The following is a 19,643-nucleotide window of genomic DNA, read 5'->3' as shown; positions in this document are numbered from 1 at the left end:
AGCTTTCAAGAAGCTTAAACAACCGTTAATTGCAGTAAATGTGATAAGCTTCCCAAGTAGTATTTAAAGATAAAATCTATCTACTTGGGGAGCATTTTTTACATATTATTCTAATATATTGTGTGGAAGAATACGATAATGGCAATTACGAGCATCCCACCGAAGAAAATAATTTGGTGGTATAACAATAATACACCCCATCCCCTCTTCTTTTGTGTATATTAATATAAAATTTGCAGTAACTCTTTAACTTTCCGTTTCATGTTTACTAAAGCATTTTGAGGCCCAATACAGGATGGGCAGCCAGATTCACAAGGGCAGTTTACGACATGATTCATTGTCTTGGTCAATAAGTCTTCCCATAAATCATACACTTTTTCACTTAAACCAATTCCGCCTGGATACTTGTCGTACACAAAAAACGTTGGCAAATTATTATGTGTAGCCTTTACCTGTGGAACTACTGCTACATCACTGGCGTCACATTGGATGAATAGCGGGATAAAGGCATTCATTGCATAGGCTGCACCTGTCATCGCCTCTGTTAATTCTGCCTCAGACCATTGTAGTGTATTGCTAAAGGACAACCATGACGAGCTTGTATGCATTTCATCTGGTGGTAGATGGATTGGACCCGAGCCAATATTATCTTGTTTATCATTCAAGCTTATTTTCTTAAAGATGGTAGCCTGTGCGACTAATCCTACATCACCAAAGCTAATAGTCCCACCTTGGTAGATGCGACTTCGATCTTCTTCAAGCACTTTCATCTCTACTGCTAAATTCGCGTCTGTGTAATAATCAACATCTACTTCTCGCACAAAAGCTTTTTTTTCTTCCCAATCAAGTTTTTCTACTTGATATTGAATGCCCTGATGCAAATAAATTGCTTCTTCATGTAATAATGTCATAGCACTATGGCGATCCATTTCCCCAATGACTTTTGTACGAGCAGGTACTGTCATATCAATAATTACAACATTTTCTTGAGAAGCTGAACGGAGGCTTATATCATGTGCAGGAAAACGATCACTCATCCAATGCCATTTTTCACTCGTTTTAAAAACAACACCTTCTTCTGCTAAATAGTCGAGCAGTTCTTGTATGTCATATTCTCCGTACGTATCGCTTGTTGTGAACGGTAACTCAAACGCCGCACATTTAAGATGATCCATTAAAATCAACATATTTTCAGGATATATACGTGCCTCCTCGGGGTCGCTCCCTAGTAAAAATAGTGGATGATCTACCACATATTGGTCTAGTGCAGTAGACTGTGCAACATAAATAATAAGCGCCTCGTCTTGACGTCGACCAGCTCGGCCCGCTTGTTGCCATGCACTTGCGATATTTCCCGGGTAGCCTGTCATAATACATGCCTGTAATTGACCAATATCCACCCCTAGCTCCAGCGCATTCGTACTAACTACGGTTTGAATTGTACCATCACGAAGCCCACGTTCTATAACACGTCGCTCTGACGGCAAATAGCCTCCCCGATAGCCACGCACAGATTCATCTTGTAGCTTATTGCGCGTCAGTTCTTTCAAATAAGTAACAATCATTTCAACACGCACACGACTTTTAGCAAAAATAATCGTTTGAATGCCAGCTATATAAAGTCTTTTGGCAAGATCACTTACCTCTAAAACCGCACTACGCCGAACACCAAATGTTTTATGGATAATTGGTGGATTGTAAAAAAGGAATGTTTTTTTACCAACTGGAGCACCTGAATCAGCAATTAAAGTGTGGGTATCATTTGTTAAATTTTCAGCTAATTCTTTTGGGTTTTTTATCGTTGCTGACGTACAAATAAACACAGGTTTACTACCATAAAATTCACAGATACGTTTCAATCTGCGAATGACATGTGCCACATGTGAACCAAATACACCTTTATATGTATGTAATTCATCAATAACGATATACTTTAAATTTTCAAAGAGCGATACCCACTTCGTATGATGCGGTAGTATACCTGAATGCAGCATATCTGGATTGGTCATCACAATATGCCCTGCCTTCCGTACCTTTTGCCGAATACCAGGAGCCGTATCACCGTCATACGTATAACTTAAAATGTCCTCTCCACTCTGTTCAATCAGGTCATTTAAATCATTTTTTTGATCCTGTGCTAACGCTTTCGTTGGAAATAGATAAATTGCCCGTGCATTGCGGTCTTCTAAAATTTTTTGTAATACAGGTAAATGATAGCAGTAAGATTTCCCTGATGCTGTCGGTGTTACGGCAGTAAAGGATTTGTGACTCGCCGCCAAATCAAACGCTTCCCGTTGATGTGTATACAATTGTGTAATTCCTCGGGCATGTAAAGCTTTCACAAGCGCAGGGTGTAAATTTTCTGGGAAAGGCGCGTACTTCGCTTCGCGGCCTTCTAAAGTGTGCCAATGAATAATTCGCTCTTTTAATTCGTCATCATAGCGCCATTCATTTAACAATGCATTAATTGTCCGTTTTTTCGATAACATGATGTTGCGCCTCCTTCACTAAGCGATAAAAATTATTTAACGTATAGGAAGTAGAATGCGTTGCATCTAAAAAGCGTTTTTTACTTGTTTCTTTATAAAAAGATTGCACAACAAATTGCTCCATCGATTCAGCCGCTGAAGCAATTTGTCCTATATGCATATATTTCGGTCTGTTTTTTTGAATCCAAGCAGTCGCCTCTTGCTGCCACTCTTTCAGCAGTTGATGAATGACATCCGCATGCGGCTTGACTTCTGCAAAAAAATCTGGCGTCCGATCCTCCTCGCGCATTTGCCAAAAGCGTGCAACACATTTTTCACATTCATCTATTAATATGGAAGTTTGCTGTATTAATAACAATTTCGCACCTCATCTCTTTCATTGTACCTTTAGCTAATGATTGTGTGATGATCGTTCACAACCAATAATACACTGTGTCAAATGTTGAAAAAACATAAGTTCAGGTTCATATGCCTTCCTCTTCTCTTTACGACATACTACTGCAAACTATCTGAAAGTATCTCTTCGTCATTCTTAACACGCGCTAAAAGCATTAAACGATTGCATCTAATGAATCATTTTTATAGGTATGAGGTTAGTGTACCAAAGTCTATCATTTTTCACTACTAATAGGCGAACAAGCATTCTTTACTTGCCAGTTCTTTTCTGCTAAGCTTACTTTCTGGCTAACAGATTTGAGCTGCATAAAAAATTGCAGGCTATGTGCATTATTTTCTAATGACACCCTCGTGATAAGTAATTGATTGACCAGATCCAACTGCGCAACTAATTGTCCTAATTTGTTCAATACAACGCCTCCTTTTATCTTTACTTATGTATTCCTCGCATGTATAAAATAACCTTCATGCGTGACAAAAAAAGCGTAAGTTAGCTGAAAGAAGAAGTATTTCGATAAATTTTTAATAAATACTACCTAAGAGCAGCATTCGTAAATAGGCTGATAAAAGACTCTATCTCTACGAATCTAGCAATAAATGAAAGTATTAATAGGACAATTTCTATGACGAATGCAGTTGTTTCCTTGGCGAATTTTCTACTTTAAACAGCGAATCATGCTACGAATTAGCAATTGTCATCTAACTTTAGAGCAATGTGCTGACTGTGGTGAAGTTCTACAAAAATCATGGTAAACTATTGTGTATAATAGCAGTATTATAGAGGGTGAGCTAAGTGACAATTCGTTATCCAAATGGGAAAATCTATACCCCTGCACAAGCTATTCAAAAAGCAGAAAAAAAGGGGAAAAAGAAGGATTTCTCCTATAGTAATCGAGGGAAGACGCTTGAGGATGAAATTAATGAAGCAAACGACTATTATTTAGAAAGGCGACTTGCTATTATTCATAAGAAACCTGTTCCCGTACAAATCGTCAAAGTAGAGTATCCATCACGAAGTGCTGCCGTTATTCGTGAAGCTTATTTCCGAACGCCCTCTACAACTGACTACAATGGTGTTTGGAATGGGCACTATATTGATTTTGATGCAAAGGAGACCGCCTCGAAGACGAGCTTTCCACTAAAAAATATACACACACATCAAATGAAACATATGCAGCAAGTGAAGGAACAAAATGGTGTGGCATTTATTATCGTTCGTTTTTCAGCTTTTGAGCGTTATTTTTTAGTGCCATACGAAGTTTTACAAAAGGCCTGGCATGCAATGAACAATGGTGAACGTAAATCGATTCCCTTTTCAACCATTGAAAAGGAAGCTTATGAAATTCCAACAAGCTATTATCCACGTATCGATTATTTACCTGTTCTCCAGCAGTTTATTGAAGCAACAAGTCATGGCTCTGAAAGTGAGGAGATAAAAAAATGAGTGAACGTCGTCAAACACGCGGAGAGCATCAAAAAGCTCTCGCTCAAAAAAATAAAAAGAAAGCGCCGAAAGCAGCGAAATCTTCGCCTAAAGTTTGGTTGAAGCGTATTGTTCTAACAATACTTATTATAGGGATTGTTGGTTTAGTCGGCGGGGCAGGTGTATTTGCCTATTATGCAAGTACAGCTCCTGAACTGGATGAAGATTTATTGAAGGACCCCGTTTCCTCTGAATTTTATGATAAAAACGGTGAAATTTTCGCCACAATCGGTGCAGAAAATCGAAAATACGTAAAATACGAAGACATTCCTGAAGATATGATTAACGCCATTCTCGCAACAGAAGACGTTCGCTTTTTTAAACATCATGGTATGGACTTTTATCGTCTTGGTGGTGCAATACTTGCCAACTTCCGTGATGGTTTTGGGTCACAAGGGGCTTCAACATTAACACAGCAAGTTGTCAAAAATTCATTTTTACAAAATGAGAAAAAATTAAAACGTAAAGCACAAGAGGCATGGCTTGCTTTCCAACTTGAACGCAAATATTCAAAAGAAGAAATATTTGAAATGTACTTCAATAAAATGTTGATGTCTGGCCGTATTTATGGCTTTGGGACAGCAGCTCAATATTTCTATGGTAAAGAGTTAAAAGATTTATCATTGGATGAAGAAGCGCTACTAGCTGGCTTAGTTCAACGTCCAAACGCATACAATCCATTAAAAAATCCAGAGCTGGCAGAGAAACGCCGAAATACAGTTTTGGGCTTAATGTACCAGCATGGAAAAATTACAAAAGCTGAAATGGAAGAAGCGAAAAAAGTTGATGTGCAAGCAGGTCTTTCAGACGACGCTACACGCCAATCATTTGCTGGTTCTAAATACGATGCCTTCCTGGATATCGTCATTAATGAGCTAGAGAAAAATGGCGATGGTTCTGCTATGGCTGAAGGTATTAAAGTTTACACAACACTTGATCCAAATGCACAGCAAATTGTAGAAAACATCATGAATGACGATAGCAATTTCCCAACAGAGAAAATTGAATCAGGCGTTGCTGTTATTGATACAAAAACTGGTCAAATTCAAGCAGTCGGCGGTGGGCGAAATTACGGCAATCGTACATTTAACTATGCAGATGACTTAAAGATTAACCACCCTGGTTCAACAATGAAGCCATTACTCGATTACGGTCCAGCAATTGAATATTTAAAATGGTCAACAGGTAAAACACTTGTCGATGATCCAATGAAATATACAGGTACAAATCAAACGATTACAAACTGGGATGGGAAATATTTAGGTGCTATGACAGCACGTAAAGCGTTATATGCTTCTCGCAATGTGCCAGCTGTTAAAACGTTTAAAGAAGTTGGCGCTGACAAAGCGAAAGAATTTATCGGTCGGTTAGGAATTAAGGCAGAAATTGCTTACGAGACAGATGCAATTGGTGGTGGTGACATTACAATATCCCCTATTCAAATGGCAGCATCTTATGCGGCATTTGGGAATAACGGTGTATATACTGATCCTTATGCCATTACGAAAATTGTTTACCGCGATGGTAAATCAACGAAAGACTATACACCAAAATCTACGGTTGCCATGGAAGATTACACGGCTTATATGGTCACAGATATGTTACGTGATGTAGTCAGCAATAAACCAGATGCATCAGGTACAGCCGCAAATGTTTCAGGCTTAGATATTGCTGGTAAAACAGGTACAACCAACTATTCAAACGATGAGTTTAATAAATATAATTTACCAGATACAAGTGTGCCAGATTCATGGTTCGCTGGTTACACTACTAACTATTCAATCGCTATTTGGAGTGGATACGAAAAACGTTCAGATCCAATCACTACATGGGATGAACGCCGTTTACCACAACATCTATTTAAAAATATTATGAAAGACCTTTCTGCGAACATTGAAACTGCACGTTTCAAAAAGCCAAGCTCGGTTGTAGAAGCGACGATTGAAGTAGGCTCTAGCCCACTGAAACTAGCTAGTGCTTATACTCCAAGTGAATTGCGCCAAACAGAACTATTTGTGCGTGGTACAGAACCTACAGAGGTTTCAAATGAGTATGAAGCACCTGAACTTTCTACACCTTACAATGTAAGTGCAAGTTTAGATTTAGCAGGTCAATCTATTAATATTGGCTGGGAACATGATGCCATTCTTGACCCAGAAACAGATGAACCAATGGCTACTACTTTTGAAGTATCTGCTACACGCGAAGGTGGCGAAACGGTAGTGCTTGGAACTACTGACAATAAAGGTTTAACTGTTAGCAACACATTAGAAGATGGGAATTACACGATTTCTGTCGTAGCGATTGTAGATGGTACACGCAGTGAACCAGGAACGACATCTTTCGAGATTTCGAGCATGCCTGATGAGGATTTAGGTACCGAAGATCCAGATAATCCGGATATAGAACAACCTACACCGCCTGATCAAGGCAATGGTGAGGACAATGGCAACAATAACGGCAATGGCAATAACGGCAATAATGGTAATAACAACGGTGGTAATAACGGCAATAACGGTAACAATGGCAATAATGGCAATGGTACTGGCAACAATGGCAACGATGCTGGTAGCCAACCTCCTGTAACACCAACTGACCCCGTAGTGCCAAACCAAGAGAATGATAGTGAACAATAATTAATTTAAGATTTACTAAATACTAAAAAACAGGTGCAGAAACCGAAATGTTTCTACACCTGTTTTTATATTTTATAAATAAAAGAAGGTTGTCCTTTTTAAGTTCAATCACTTATCGGACAACCTTATATTTATCATGTATACTTTAGCGTTTAGCCGCCTGTAAGCGCAAACGTGCCGTTCGTTTTTTCGTTTCTTTAAATAATTCATCTATTTGACGATAACACGCATATTGACCTGGTTTCGTTTTAATAAAAGTTAAACGTTCCACTCCATTTATGGGCAATACTTCTTCACCTGCTTCGTTAACTAAATGTTCAAACAAACGTATAGCCTCTTCCATAAGGCCTTTTGCTTTCCCATTACGTGCTTGATGGGCTGCATGTATTTGCGCTTCTAGCAATGCCCAATCTGCAAACCATTCATCAATTTTTTCTTTTGTGATTGCATCAATATTCATGCTTTGGTCACCAGTCCTTTTTTAAAACGCTTTTGTCCTTCACGACAATCACCTAATAACGGACATGTTGCGCAACCTGGATTTTGTGCCTTGCAATGATAGCGACCGAAGAAAATTAGCTGATGATGGGTTTTCGACCACTTGTCCATCGGTGTTTTTTTCATAATCGTTTCTTCCACCTCAAGAACTGAGTCTTTCCAGCGACATAAGCCTAATCGTTTAGATACGCGCTCTACATGTGTATCGACTGCAAGCGCTGGTATGTCAAAGGCTACGGATAGCACAACATTCGCTGTTTTACGACCTACACCTGGCAAGGTAACAAGTTCCTCTCGACTTGCAGGAATTTGCCCACCATATTCAGTCAAAAGTCGCTCACATAAAAGTTGAATATTTTTTGCTTTATTTCGATAAAGACCAATAGAACGAATATCCAGTTGTAGCTCCTCTAAGGACACCGCTAAATAATCTTCGGGTGTTTTATATTTTTGAAACAATGTTTTCGTTACTTTATTAACAAGTACATCCGTACATTGTGCAGATAATAACGTGGCGATTGTCAGCTCGAACGGGTTGTCATGCACAAGTTCACAATGTGCATCAGGAAACATGCGGTCCATTTCAGCTAAACAATGCTCCCACTGTTTTTTTGTTAACATTCCCTAAAATCCCCCTATTCTCTTTCTTCTAACCAGTTATAAAATGGTACTTTATTTGTCGACTGCGTTTCTTGCTGTAACGTGCGGGATTGCGGTCTAGTCAAGTTTTGCTTTTCACGGAACTGTTCGCCTTGCTTATGTGCAGCTTGTGGTGTTGTTATATTTTTCTTTTTCCACTCCAACAAAATCCGATCGATATAGCGAATGCTTAGTTTTCCAGCAAACACAGCCTCTTTTAACGCTTCTTTAATAAGTGAAGGACTGTGCCTATCCTCATCTAACCAAGAACCAATTTTTTCTAGCTCTAAAGGAGATAAAAGACGCCCCATTTCTTCTTCAAATAAACGGAATACCTCGCCCTCTTCTTGACGAAGCGTAGTCGCTGATTTTTGTTGCTCTTTCAATTCTATAATCTGCAAGATACGTTCCCAAAGAGGGTACACCGAATATTTTTCGTACAGCTTGCCAGTTGTCTTATCAACGTCACGTGTAATCTCAAGGAAGCCTTTTTGCATAAGTCTTTGTAAGCGCGATGTAATATCATTACTAGGCATCGTGAGACGATTCATCAGGTCTGTTGGTGTAGGAAAATCATTTCCTTCAACATGATAGGCAAGTAAATGCAAGACGATAAGCGCCTCATCATCCTCAATATTTAACTCCTTATAAAACTGAAAAAAGAGCTGAGGAATGTGTATCGTTCTCTGCTCAGTCCATGTACGGAGTCGATTATTTTTTGTATTCATGTAGACATGACTCCTTTTTTCTAAGTAAGTAGAAAAGCCGCGTAGAAATTTCACTACGCGACTTTGCAATTGTTTCTGTTTATTGCTAACCGATTATGGATATAAGCGGTTTAATAAACGTGGGAACGGAATCGTTTCACGAATATGCTCTGTCCCAGAAATCCATGCAACTGTTCGTTCTAACCCTAGACCGAATCCAGAATGCGGTACGGATCCTTGCTTACGAAGTTCTAAATACCATGCATAAGCATCTAATGATAAGTTATGTTCTTCTAGACGAGATTTTAATAATTCGTAGTCATGAATACGCTCTGAACCGCCGATAATTTCACCGTAACCTTCAGGTGCAATTAAGTCAGCACATAACACAACATCATCACGATCAGGATGTGGTTGCATGTAGAATGGTTTGATGCCTGTTGGATAGCACGTAATGAATACTGGTTTGTCAAATGAATTGGCAATGGCAGTTTCATGTGGCGCACCGAAGTCATCTCCCCATTCAATATCATCAAAACCTTGTTCATGTAATAGTTTAATGGCATCGTCGTATGAAATACGCGGGAATGGCGCTTTGATATTTTGAAGTGTAGATGTATCACGGCCAAGTCGCTCTAATTCTAGCGTACAGTTTGCCAGAACAGACTGTACAATATGCTCAACATATTGTTCTTGTACTTCTAAATTTTCTTCAAATTCCACAAAAGCCATTTCCGGTTCAATCATCCAGAATTCGATAAGGTGACGGCGTGTTTTAGATTTCTCCGCACGGAACGTCGGACCGAAAGAGAAAACCTTCCCTAACGCCATTGCCGCTGCTTCCATATAAAGTTGACCAGATTGAGATAAATACGCATCTTCATCAAAATATTTCGTGTGGAATAGCTCTGAAGTTCCTTCAGGTGCTGAACCCGTTAAAATTGGTGGATCCATTTTCGTAAAGCCATTATTGTTGAAAAACTCGTAAGTAGCACGAATAATTTCATTACGAATTTTCATCACCGCATGTTGCTTACGAGAACGTAACCATAGGTGGCGGTTATCCATTAAAAATTCAGGGCCATGCTCTTTAGGCGTAATTGGGAAATCAGTCGCTGCATGTAGCACTTCAATGCCTGTAACTGCTAGTTCACAGCCAAAGCTTGAACGCTCGTCGGCTTTCACCTCGCCAATCACATACATCGACGTTTCTTGCGTCATACCTTTTGCAATCGCAAAAATTTCTTCGCCTACTTCTTCTTTCACAACAACGCCTTGCACAAAACCTGAACCATCGCGCAGCTGTAAGAAAGCAATTTTACCACTTGAACGTTTGTTAGCTAACCAAGCACCTAGCTTGACTGTTTCGCCGATATGCTGTGGCATATCTTGAATCATAATTTTTTTCATAGAAATCCTCCAAAGTTGGTTAGAAGGATTAGTCTTGCCATTTTGATTTTACGAATGCATCAATACGACGGACTGCCTCTTCTAATAATTCTAAAGATGTAGCATAAGATAATCGCATTGTAGTTGGTGCACCAAAGCCAGAGCCCGGAATCACTGCTACGTTTGCTTCAGTTAAAATATCCGCAGCAAATGCATCTACTGAATCATAACCAGTATGAGCCATCGCTTCTGCTACATCTGGTAATAAGTAAAATGCGCCTTGCGGTTTTAATACATTGAAGCCAGGAATTGCACTAATTTGTGGATAGATTTTTTCAAGACGAGATTCAAATGCTTGGCGCATTTCTTCTACAGTGTCTTGTGGTCCATTATACGCTTCCACTGTTGCATACTGTGCAGTTGTTGTCGCGTTTGAAGTAGAGTGTGAAGCAAGGTCAGTCATTGGTTTAATAATGTCTGCATCACCTGCTGCATACCCGATACGCCAGCCTGTCATAGAGTGAGATTTAGCTACACCATTGACTACAATTGTACGTGCTTTCAATGCATCTGAAAGTTGTGCAATTGAATAATGCTCAATACCATTGTATACAAGCTTCTCATAAATTTCATCTGACACGATTAAAATATCTTTTTCTTCTGCAACAGCCGCAAGTTCTGCTAGCTCATCACGAGAATAAATCATACCAGATGGGTTGCTTGGCGAGTTAATGATGACTGCTTTCGTTTTATCCGTAACAGCTGCTCGTAATTGATCCGCAGTAATTTTATAACCTTGTTCGCGTGTTCCTTCAACATAAACAGGCACGCCACCCGCTAATTTCACTTGCTCTGGATACGATACCCAATAAGGAATAGGGATGATTACTTCATCGCCTTCATTTAAAATAACTTGGAATAACGTGTAAAGAATATGCTTAGCCCCAACACCTACGATAACCTCGTTCGGTTTATATGTAAGATTGTTGTCGCGTTGAAGTTTGTCAATAATGGCTTTCTTTAGAACTGGAAGACCGCCGGCAGGTGTATATTTTGTTAAACCTTTTTCCATAGAGTCAATAGCCGCATCTAGAATATTGCGTGGTGTGTTGAAGTCTGGCTCACCAGCACCTAGACCAATTACATCGATACCTTGCTCTTTTAATTCTTTTGCTTTTGCAGTAATCGCTAATGTTGAAGATGGTGTTAAAGTTTTCACTCGGTTTGCTAATAATTTTTTCATACGGGATCTACTCCTCTTATAAATTCTTAATGCGCTTCCACCAGTCGCCGTCCTTAAACAAAATATAGACATAGTTGAGTTTATCTTGATCGTTCAGGTATGAAATTTCCCAAACAGCTCCAGCCTCCTCATAGCCTAATTTCATATGAAGAACCTTTTGTACATTTCCTTCTTTTTTAAAAACCGATAATGCTTGCTTTTCCGTAATACCATCTTTCAAAAATACTTCCTGAATGGAATCCTCTTCTAGATTCGTTGGAACAAAGACAGCCTTTTTGTCACCGTATTCGTCTACCCCGAATACAGTAACATACGAATTTTTGCCATTATATGTGTAGGACTCCGTGACAATTGCTAGGGCTTTGGCATCAAGTGCCAACTGTTCAGCCTTTTCTTCAATTGAACTAAACGGAGCCTCGGCTTTCCAGAGTACTAAAATACTAATGACAAGTGATAAGGAAACCATAAAGACAGAAATGAAAATCAACCAGTTTTTCATATATTCACCTTATGTTTCACACCTAGCTTTTTGTTTGCTAAGAATGCCTGATATTTTTGCGTGTCGAACACTGCGCACACTTTCATTTTGCTTACCATTTTTGCCAACCTGCTTTCTTTCCTCATACCACAACATTATACACCAAAATCCCGTTGTCGTGTTTGCTAATTTCATTTATTGTACGTTGATAAACCAACGTTTTCAAATGATTAGAGTATCTATTTTCGATTTTTACTCTTTCATGAAAATAGACAGCCCTTTCCCGTCAAAAGTTCCTATTCTTTTTCACAAAGAGAAAAGTTTTTTTGAGGGAAATCTCTTTTTTCTATATTAAAAAGGATAATTATATGAAAACAAATTTATTCCCACTGCCTAGTATTGACAGTGGGAATGATGAAAGCGGATTTTTACTAAAATAGACAATGCATTTAAAGCTGCAAAACTTTTTATTGTACACTAATAACATAACTAGCACGACCGTTATTTTTAGCTTTGTACAAGTTGCGATCTGCTTGCTTAAAAAGCTTTATATATTCATAATTTTTTTGGTCATTCAAACAAGCGCCTAAACTAACCTTTAATGGATAGCTATCATATTCATGTTCTAGTTTTAAAGTTAACATGTAGGCATGCAATTCTTTTATACTATCATTTAAAAACATCTTACTTTTATGCCGAAGACAAATAATAAATTCATCTCCACCATAACGGATAATCACCGCTTCTTGATTATACAAAAAATCTTTTAACCCCGTAGCAAGGAGTTGCAACACCATATCTCCAAATAAATGGCCATATTGATCATTGTATGCTTTAAAATAATCAATATCGAGTACAATTACACCAACATATTGGTGGCATGCCTGTGCCTCATTTAACCAATCATTCAGTTCTATATCAAGAAAATGGCGATTTAGGACACCTGTTAACGGATCATATAGCGCTCTTTTTTCCAATGTCTCTTTTTGCCGATTAAATTCTAGATTCATCACCTGTTGAAGCAGATTATCTGCACTCATTTTTTCTGATAGCTCTATATAAGCGCGTTGCACATCAAATATTTCATTACGATAATCCAATTGATAAAGTACGTTTAAAAGCATTCGCATCACTTTCTTCGTAATGGGGTTATCACCATAGGATTGTGCTAATTCTATCGCTTGCTTATAATAGTCTACCGCTTCTTCAAGTCGATGTTGATGCTCGTATAAAAAACCATAGCCAAACAATGCAGCTACCTTTTCTCGTTTATGATTTTGAATAATTTCAGAATTCAATGTCTGATCCAACAAAGCTTGAGCAGTAACAAAATCGCCCTCTAAAATATACACATCCGCCATATTATTATGAATGCGAATCTCTTGTAATTTCGCTAATTCTGGAAGTGTCTTCGCAAGCTCCACATTATAATTTCTTGCAATAAAAGCCGCTTCCAGAGCCTCCATATAACAGCCATTTTCAACTTCTAGATAGCATAGATTACTATGGCAACGTACAAGCATTTTAATATCTTTTAACTGCGTAGCATATTCTATAGACTTTTTTGTCATTTCCACCGTTTTTTCTCTGAAACCAACCAGATCATATACTAAAGACATGACCAGATTGTAATTCATAAAGTCCTTTTTCGTGCCGTACTTTTGGCAGCACTCCTCATATTCTTGGATATGACGTACCATGCTTAATGTATCACCTAGCGCATGATGAATTAATATCTTTTGGAAGAATAAATCTAGTCCATGCCTATGATTATCATTTTCTAATGCTACTAAAAGTCCCTGTTCAGCAAGAGTTAGAGCTTCTGTCAACCGCCCTTTCGTCCGCATTTCTAGGATTGTTTTGTTTAATTGTTCTAATGTTAACTCCAATTCATCACCACTTCTCTAAGCTCGGATTTTCCCTTATCCATCACACCTTAATGTAGCAGTTAGCCTATTCATTAATTATAAGCGAAGTCCTATACACTCGTCCGTCATTTCTATCATATCCCATAAATTACTAAACATATCGAATGATGAATGTTTTGTAAAAAGCGTATAATACTTGCCCTTCCTTTATACTAGTAAGCCACAATAAGCAAAGGGACTGCTCGTTCATCAGCGGCCCTTACGCTATCAACTAAAAACGCTGCTTTCGTTTTATGTATAGTAAATATATGCCTTATTGGCTACTCATTAGCAGATTGCATGAATTTTTGAAATTTAATATTTTTTATATATTAGCACAAATACTTCCATTATTGTCCTCGTTTCTTATTGTTTTTACCCATATGATGAAGTTAAGTTTGTAAAAATGTAAGGGAAGTGATGTTTTGAATAAAAAAATCAATCCTGCTGACCCAGCAACAATCCCCAAATTTGTAGATGCCTTACCGAAACCCGTTACCGCAAAACCAAAATTCAGTAGCAGACATCCGAAGAAAGATTATTACGAGTTGCAGATGTTGGAAGCAGAGCATAGTTTTCATAAAAACTTTCCAAAATCCACGATTTGGGGATATAACGGGCTTTATCCAGGACCGACCATCGAGGCTTCAAAAGACAAAACGATTTATGTCAAATATAAAAACCAATTGCCGACCAAACATTTTTTGCCAGTTGATTTTACTCTTCATGCGGCTAATGACTCCCAAGAGGTTCGAACAGTAACTCATCTTCACGGTGCCAATGTAGATTGGGAAAGCGATGGACATCCTGAAGCTTGGTATACAAGAGACTATACGTATACTGGTCCTAAATTTAATAAAGAAATACATGAATATACGAACCATCAACCAGGTACAACTTTGTGGTATCATGACCACGCAATGGCTTTAACGCGCCTAAATGTTTACGCTGGACTTGCAGGTTTTTACCTGCTTCGAGACTCCATAGAAGAACGTTCAAACTTACCATGTGGCGATTATGAATATCCGTTATTAATTGCTGATAAATCCTTTAATGAAGACGGCTCACTGTTCTATCCAGAAGGTCCTCCATTCCCAGTGCCGGTGAATCCATCCATTACACCTGGATTTGTTGGAAACACAATCGTTGTCAATGGTAAAGTATGGCCTTATTTAAATGTTGAACCTCGCAAATATCGTTTTCGTTTGTTAAACGGTTCAAATAGAAGAGGCTATGTTTTAAGCCTGTCCAACAAGCAGCCAATGATTCAGCTTGGCACAGATGGTGGCTTTTTAACTGCCCCAAATGCAATTTTCTCGGTTGAATTATTGCCAGCTGAGCGAACAGATGTCATCATTGACTTTTCAACATGCGAAGGTCAAGAAATCACTTTAATGAACGGTGATACCGATTTTTTTGATGAGCATACTAGCGTCATTATGCAATTTAACGTAAATTGCCCACTTCGATATGAGGATACGAGTGAAGTGCCTGCAAGACTTGCAATGTCAATGGATTTACACCCTCATCATGCACAGGTTGAACGCAACTTACCGTTAAGTGCCACTACGGATGACTTCGGAAGACCTATGTTGTTATTAAATGACCGAATGTACCATGACCCTGCTACCGAAAAGCCTGCGCTTGATAGTATAGAAGTTTGGAATTTTATTAATGCTACGCCGTTTATACACCCTATTCATCTGCATTTAATTCAATTTAAAATTCTTGAACGACGACCATTTGACGTGGAACTCTATCAAAATGAAGGAAAGCTAGCATTTACTGGTCCTGCAGAAAAACCACGTGACTACGAACGAGGTTGGAAAGATACCGTCAAAGCTGATGCAGGGAAGGTTACAAAAATTATTATGCACTGGAAAGACCATATCGGAAATTATATGTGGCATTGCCATTTCCTCGAACATGAGGATCATGATATGATGCGACCTATTCTCGTAATGAAAGATGTACATCCCGTATCGGAGCCACATGTTGAAGTAGCGCATGTTACAGAAAGTCATAGCACCACAGCAACAACCATTTCAAATGATTCGGACACCACTCCCCCCTTGTTGAATAATGCTCAAAATATTACAGCAGCGCCTGAGCCAACACAGCACGTATCTAGAAGGGCTAATAAGCAATTGTCCGTTGCGAAGGAAACTGCACCTCATGTTGCGACTCATACACAAAATGTCTCACAGTTTGTACCGCTACCTATATATCCTTCAAAAACAAGCCAAACACAAGCCCACACGGCAAATAGATGGCGTAGAAGACGGTCATAGCAACCTACTTCAGCCCATATAATGCCAAATAAAAACGAGGTATTTGACATTAGCTTGTCAAATACCTCAGTTTGTAAAATAAATATCAAGAAAATTTTCAGAATTGTTTGGGTGACTGGCACTGCCTAAAATACTGATAGACTTTTTCTAACTTTTTTTGTTGCCCTCCCTTTTTACTTTCCATATTGCCAAATTCAAAAAACTTCACCTTTTTAATTCCTACAAAATTAAACAATGCTTTTCGCATTAACACTTTATGCGCATTATTCAACCAAAAGAGTGGATAATTTGTCGGGCCTTTCATTGTAGACACACAGACGACCGACTTCCCTTTTAAAAGTCCTTCTGGAAACAAGCCTTTTTTATCTCTATAAGCAAAATTAGATGCAAATAGTTGATCGATATATCCTAAAAGCATTGCAGGCGGTCTTCCCCACCAAATCGGATAGATAAAAACAATCTGATCTGCCCATGTAAGTTGTTCTCTATATTTCTCTAAGTTAGGCTCGCGATACATATCACGTCTTCGTTTATGTTCGTGAAAATGTAAAATTGGATCAAATTTTTCCTCATATAAATCTAACACTTGTAATTCGGTTATGTACGGATTTTCATTACAACCTTTAAGGACTTGCTGTAAAAAAGCATAATTCAAACTTTGATGATTTGGATACGTATAAATGACTAACGTGTTCATAACATCCCCCTATTACTTATCATTTGATAAGTAAATAATAACGAATACTGTTTTAGTTGTCAAATGATAATTGTTTTAAGATAAGTTCTTTGATATCTTGTCAGTAAGAGGTGAGATATTTGGACAAGAATGCATTATTCAATCAATTTGTTACGTTTACCGCAGCCGTCCACCAAGTAACAAGTGACTTAACACAAAACATTAATACGGATGCTATTACGCCTGTTCAATACAAAATTTTAGAGTATTTAAAAGTAAGCCAACCTGTTACGATTACCGAAATTAGTGAATGTCATCATATGTCGTTACCCAATACAAGTCGCGAGCTCAAGAAACTTCAAGAAAAAAATTTAATTGAAAAAATAAGTGATATAGCGGATCGTCGTAAATTTTTTGTACGTCTATCAGCAGATGGTGAACAAATGATGCATGAAGCGTTTGCCCGTATCGAAGAACGCTTTCAACAGCTCATTCAACATGTTCCAGAAGAAGATTTAGAGGAAATCAAACACGCTTTGGATATTTTGCAACAGAAGGTTTTTAAACAACCTTAATCGTCAAACATTTTAATGTAAATGAATCATACTAATGCTACAGGTATTGTGGCTATCAACTCATTTAGAATTTAATCCCTAATATTCGTCACCCAATGACACTTTCCTTAATAGTCTAAAGATGTATAAAGGAGGTGACTCATGTGGGAGCAGTTTTTGATAAAATTTGGCTTGAACAGCATTTGGCTTCCCTTCCCTTATGGCAACAGATCGCATTTCAAGATTTTGCTTCAATGGTTGCAGATGATGCAAATGCATTCCCTTGTATTCCTGCGCGCACAGGGTTTATTTCGAATCAACTACGCTACAGTTTCGTTGGCGATCCCCGAGAGTTACAATCAGCTAAAGATTTGGCAAATTGCTTAAGGGCGTATGGTGACTGTGCTCGATCTGCTGGGAAATATACTTCGCACGCCATTTTCTTTGAGACGCCAAAAGATATGCTTGAAAATTATGATGTAGAAGATTACAGAGCTTTATTTTGGACCATGCTAAATCATGTAACTGCCTTTGACGAAATAGAATGGCCTAGAGAAATCCCCGTAAATCCGTCTAATCATACATGGGAATTTTGTTTTAATGGGGAGCCTTATTTTGTCTTTTGCGCAACACCTGCCCATCAATTGCGTAAAAGCCGCCAGTTTTCAACTTTACTAATGGCATTTCAGCCACGCTGGGTCTTTGAAGATATAAATGACACGACTGTGCTAGGCCAAAAACTAAAAAAGTTAATACGAAAGCGCATCGAACAATATGATGCTATTCCAGAACACCCCGACTTAAAATGGTATGGGCAAAAAGATAATTTTGAATGGAAGCAATACTTTTTAAGTGATGATGAACATAGCCCTGCCCAATGTCCGTTTGTAAGAGGCAATTTACCACTCACTTTGCCACAAAAACGAAAAAATTAAACGGAGCGATGGTTGCTCCGTTTTTTCATAACAATTAATGTTGCCAGTGCAATGAAGACGATGAACAGTAAGCTTATGTAAAAACCGAGTCTGCTTGTTTTTTCGCCTAAAGTGCCCGAAACAGTTACCGCAATTAGCAGCATCCCAACAATATTTTTTACATGTTGCCACTTCGTTAATGTCATAAGTTTTGCATAGGTTACTAAAATAAAAAGCCAATTATAAATTAACATTAATCCTGCTGCCGTTATTAAGTATTCAAAAATCTTTTCTGGAATCAGGAAGCCGATTGTAATAGTGATAATTAAACCACCCGTGAGGAACAGAAAGGCTGGTAATGGAACTTTCATTTTTCCTTTTTTCGCTAATATCGCTGGTGCATCATGATCTTCAGCTAAAGCCGTTAAAATCGTGACAACAGCATACAAGGACGCAACCATTGTAGAAAATCCAGCAATAATTAAAATACCGGTTATGATATCCGCAACAAATGGGATATTAAAATTTGCAAGAGCAGTAATAAACGGGCTTTCGTCTATTGTGAATGATGCCCAATGTACTAATGTAAGTGCACAGACTAGTGCAATTACATAAATTGTAGTAAGGATAACAATCATTACTTTTCCGGCTTTCGGTGCCTGCTGGGGATCTTTTAAATCGATTACGAGTAGCCCCATCACCTCTATGCCACCAAAAGCAAAAAATGCATAGAGTAAACCAAGCCAAACACCCTTTACTCCTTCCGAAAAAAAGCCTTGAAAGTTTGCTAGAATAACATCTACTTGCCTTGGCTCACTATTCATCCCCTTTATCATTAGGTTAGCAGCAACTACAATAAACATTACAACAGCAGCGGCTTTCATTGCCCCAAATACATTTTGAAATTTTTCAAAGCCTTTCATTCCCGTCAGTATAATGAGCAAGCCAAGTGCACCAAAACCTGATGCACTCATCCATAGCGGTATGCTAGGAAACCAAAAACGCGTGAAAATTCCTAATGCCATTAATTGGCTCCCCATAATTAATAGTTCAGAAATTAAATAGACCCAACCATTACTAAAACCTGCCCAATTGCCAAAAGCTTGTTTTGCATACGTACGAAATGATCCTTTGTCAGGATTGGCAACAGACATATTCACGAGCGCATCATAGACAATGTAGGTGCCAATGGCTGCTAAAATAAATGGAATTAAAACAGCAGGCCCACTCTTTGCAATGACCATGCTTGTTCCAAGAAAAAAACCTGTACCTAACGTACACCCTACACCTAACAGGGACAACTGCCACCAAGACATTTGGCCTTTGCTTGTTTTTGACTCCAT

Annotated in this window: 17 protein-coding genes; 5 read left to right on the top strand and 12 right to left on the bottom strand. The window is 38.4% G+C overall.

Annotated features, from left to right (window positions below; all coding sequences use genetic code 11):
- Positions 1-221: 221 nt before the first annotated feature.
- From I5435_RS08260 to I5435_RS08250, 3 genes are all read right to left on the bottom strand, one after another.
- Complete coding sequence (locus tag I5435_RS08260) at positions 222-2,489, bottom strand: DEAD/DEAH box helicase (protein ID WP_025219154.1); 2,268 nt, start codon at positions 2,487-2,489, stop codon at positions 222-224.
- A complete protein-coding gene (locus tag I5435_RS08255) occupies positions 2,464-2,847 on the bottom strand; it encodes a YppE family protein (protein ID WP_024363368.1) in 384 nt (127 codons plus the stop codon). The genes I5435_RS08260 and I5435_RS08255 overlap by 26 nt, the downstream gene beginning before the upstream one ends.
- Positions 2,848-3,100: 253 nt before the next feature.
- Complete coding sequence (locus I5435_RS08250; RefSeq protein WP_024363367.1) at positions 3,101-3,295, bottom strand: hypothetical protein; 195 nt, start codon at positions 3,293-3,295, stop codon at positions 3,101-3,103.
- 383 nt (positions 3,296-3,678) lie between these two features.
- Between I5435_RS08250 and recU the strand changes: the two genes are divergently transcribed.
- Together recU and I5435_RS08240 are read left to right on the top strand one after the other, a co-directional pair.
- Positions 3,679-4,329, top strand: coding sequence for a Holliday junction resolvase RecU (gene recU, locus I5435_RS08245; RefSeq protein WP_229389298.1), 651 nt, complete (start codon positions 3,679-3,681; stop codon positions 4,327-4,329).
- Entirely contained in the window at positions 4,326-7,004 is a 2,679-nt protein-coding gene (locus I5435_RS08240; RefSeq protein ID WP_337983579.1) for a PBP1A family penicillin-binding protein, read from the top strand. Before recU ends, I5435_RS08240 begins: the two co-directional genes overlap by 4 nt.
- Positions 7,005-7,149: 145 nt before the next feature.
- Here I5435_RS08240 and I5435_RS08235 read toward each other — a convergent pair whose 3' ends face one another.
- From I5435_RS08235 to I5435_RS08205, 7 genes are all read right to left on the bottom strand, one after another.
- Entirely contained in the window at positions 7,150-7,464 is a 315-nt protein-coding gene (locus I5435_RS08235) for a YpoC family protein (protein WP_337983578.1), read from the bottom strand.
- The gene (gene nth / locus I5435_RS08230) at positions 7,461-8,123 is read right to left on the bottom strand and encodes an endonuclease III (protein WP_024363363.1); all 663 of its coding nucleotides are present in this window, start codon (positions 8,121-8,123) and stop codon (positions 7,461-7,463) included. Before nth ends, I5435_RS08235 begins: the two co-directional genes overlap by 4 nt.
- 14 nt (positions 8,124-8,137) lie before the next feature.
- A complete protein-coding gene (locus I5435_RS08225) occupies positions 8,138-8,869 on the bottom strand; it encodes a DnaD domain-containing protein (protein ID WP_024363362.1) in 732 nt (243 codons plus the stop codon).
- Between the two features lie 93 nt (positions 8,870-8,962).
- The gene (asnS, locus tag I5435_RS08220) at positions 8,963-10,258 is read right to left on the bottom strand and encodes an asparagine--tRNA ligase (protein ID WP_024363361.1); all 1,296 of its coding nucleotides are present in this window, start codon (positions 10,256-10,258) and stop codon (positions 8,963-8,965) included.
- A 28-nt stretch (positions 10,259-10,286) separates the two neighbouring features.
- On the bottom strand, positions 10,287-11,480 hold the full coding sequence (locus tag I5435_RS08215) for a pyridoxal phosphate-dependent aminotransferase (protein ID WP_024363360.1): 1,194 nt from the start codon (positions 11,478-11,480) through the stop codon (positions 10,287-10,289).
- Positions 11,481-11,496: 16 nt separating this feature from the next.
- Positions 11,497-11,979 (bottom strand): cell wall elongation regulator TseB-like domain-containing protein, encoded by a 483-nt coding sequence (locus tag I5435_RS08210; RefSeq protein ID WP_024363359.1) that lies wholly within the window; start codon positions 11,977-11,979, stop codon positions 11,497-11,499.
- Between the two features lie 446 nt (positions 11,980-12,425).
- Entirely contained in the window at positions 12,426-13,847 is a 1,422-nt protein-coding gene (locus I5435_RS08205) for a tetratricopeptide repeat-containing diguanylate cyclase (protein WP_337983577.1), read from the bottom strand.
- A 443-nt stretch (positions 13,848-14,290) separates the two neighbouring features.
- Between I5435_RS08205 and I5435_RS08200 the strand changes: the two genes are divergently transcribed.
- Positions 14,291-16,156, top strand: a complete 1,866-nt coding sequence (locus tag I5435_RS08200) for a multicopper oxidase family protein (RefSeq protein ID WP_337983576.1) — start codon at positions 14,291-14,293, stop codon at positions 16,154-16,156.
- A gap of 97 nt (positions 16,157-16,253) precedes the next feature.
- On the opposite strand, the gene I5435_RS08195 is transcribed toward I5435_RS08200, so the two are convergent.
- Positions 16,254-16,853: an NAD(P)H-dependent oxidoreductase gene (locus tag I5435_RS08195; RefSeq protein WP_024363355.1), complete on the bottom strand. Its 600-nt coding sequence runs from the start codon at positions 16,851-16,853 to the stop codon at positions 16,254-16,256.
- A 119-nt stretch (positions 16,854-16,972) separates the two neighbouring features.
- Here I5435_RS08195 and I5435_RS08190 point away from each other — a divergent pair, with 119 nt between their 5' ends.
- Both I5435_RS08190 and I5435_RS08185 read left to right on the top strand, forming a co-directional pair.
- Positions 16,973-17,407, top strand: coding sequence for a MarR family winged helix-turn-helix transcriptional regulator (locus tag I5435_RS08190; protein WP_024363354.1), 435 nt, complete (start codon positions 16,973-16,975; stop codon positions 17,405-17,407).
- 143 nt (positions 17,408-17,550) lie between these two features.
- Positions 17,551-18,321, top strand: coding sequence for a YqcI/YcgG family protein (locus tag I5435_RS08185; protein WP_337983575.1), 771 nt, complete (start codon positions 17,551-17,553; stop codon positions 18,319-18,321).
- Here the strand turns inward: I5435_RS08185 and I5435_RS08180 are convergent.
- On the bottom strand, positions 18,318-19,643 hold the full coding sequence (locus I5435_RS08180) for an amino acid permease (RefSeq protein ID WP_337983574.1): 1,326 nt from the start codon (positions 19,641-19,643) through the stop codon (positions 18,318-18,320). The two genes, I5435_RS08185 and I5435_RS08180, sit on opposite strands and share 4 nt — an antisense overlap.

This window comes from Lysinibacillus sp. C5.1, assembly GCF_016350185.1.
Taxonomy (GTDB): Bacteria; Bacillota; Bacilli; order Bacillales_A; family Planococcaceae; genus Lysinibacillus; species Lysinibacillus sphaericus.
The sequence above is the reverse complement of the archived record's forward strand: the minus strand, read 5'-3'. Positions and strand labels throughout refer to the sequence as shown.

Coding starts and splice junctions, on each gene's coding strand:
- I5435_RS08260 (WP_025219154.1), bottom strand. CDS start 2,489: ATGTTATCGAAAAAACGGACAATTAATGCATTGTTAAATGAATGGCGC.
- I5435_RS08215 (WP_024363360.1), bottom strand. CDS start 11,480: ATGAAAAAATTATTAGCAAACCGAGTGAAAACTTTAACACCATCTTCA.
- nth (WP_024363363.1), bottom strand. CDS start 8,123: ATGTTAACAAAAAAACAGTGGGAGCATTGTTTAGCTGAAATGGACCGC.
- I5435_RS08195 (WP_024363355.1), bottom strand. CDS start 16,853: ATGAACACGTTAGTCATTTATACGTATCCAAATCATCAAAGTTTGAAT.
- I5435_RS08210 (WP_024363359.1), bottom strand. CDS start 11,979: ATGAAAAACTGGTTGATTTTCATTTCTGTCTTTATGGTTTCCTTATCA.
- I5435_RS08235 (WP_337983578.1), bottom strand. CDS start 7,464: ATGAATATTGATGCAATCACAAAAGAAAAAATTGATGAATGGTTTGCA.
- I5435_RS08240 (WP_337983579.1), top strand. CDS start 4,326: ATGAGTGAACGTCGTCAAACACGCGGAGAGCATCAAAAAGCTCTCGCT.
- I5435_RS08180 (WP_337983574.1), bottom strand. CDS start 19,643: ATGGAGTCAAAAACAAGCAAAGGCCAAATGTCTTGGTGGCAGTTGTCC.
- asnS (WP_024363361.1), bottom strand. CDS start 10,258: ATGAAAAAAATTATGATTCAAGATATGCCACAGCATATCGGCGAAACA.
- I5435_RS08225 (WP_024363362.1), bottom strand. CDS start 8,869: ATGAATACAAAAAATAATCGACTCCGTACATGGACTGAGCAGAGAACG.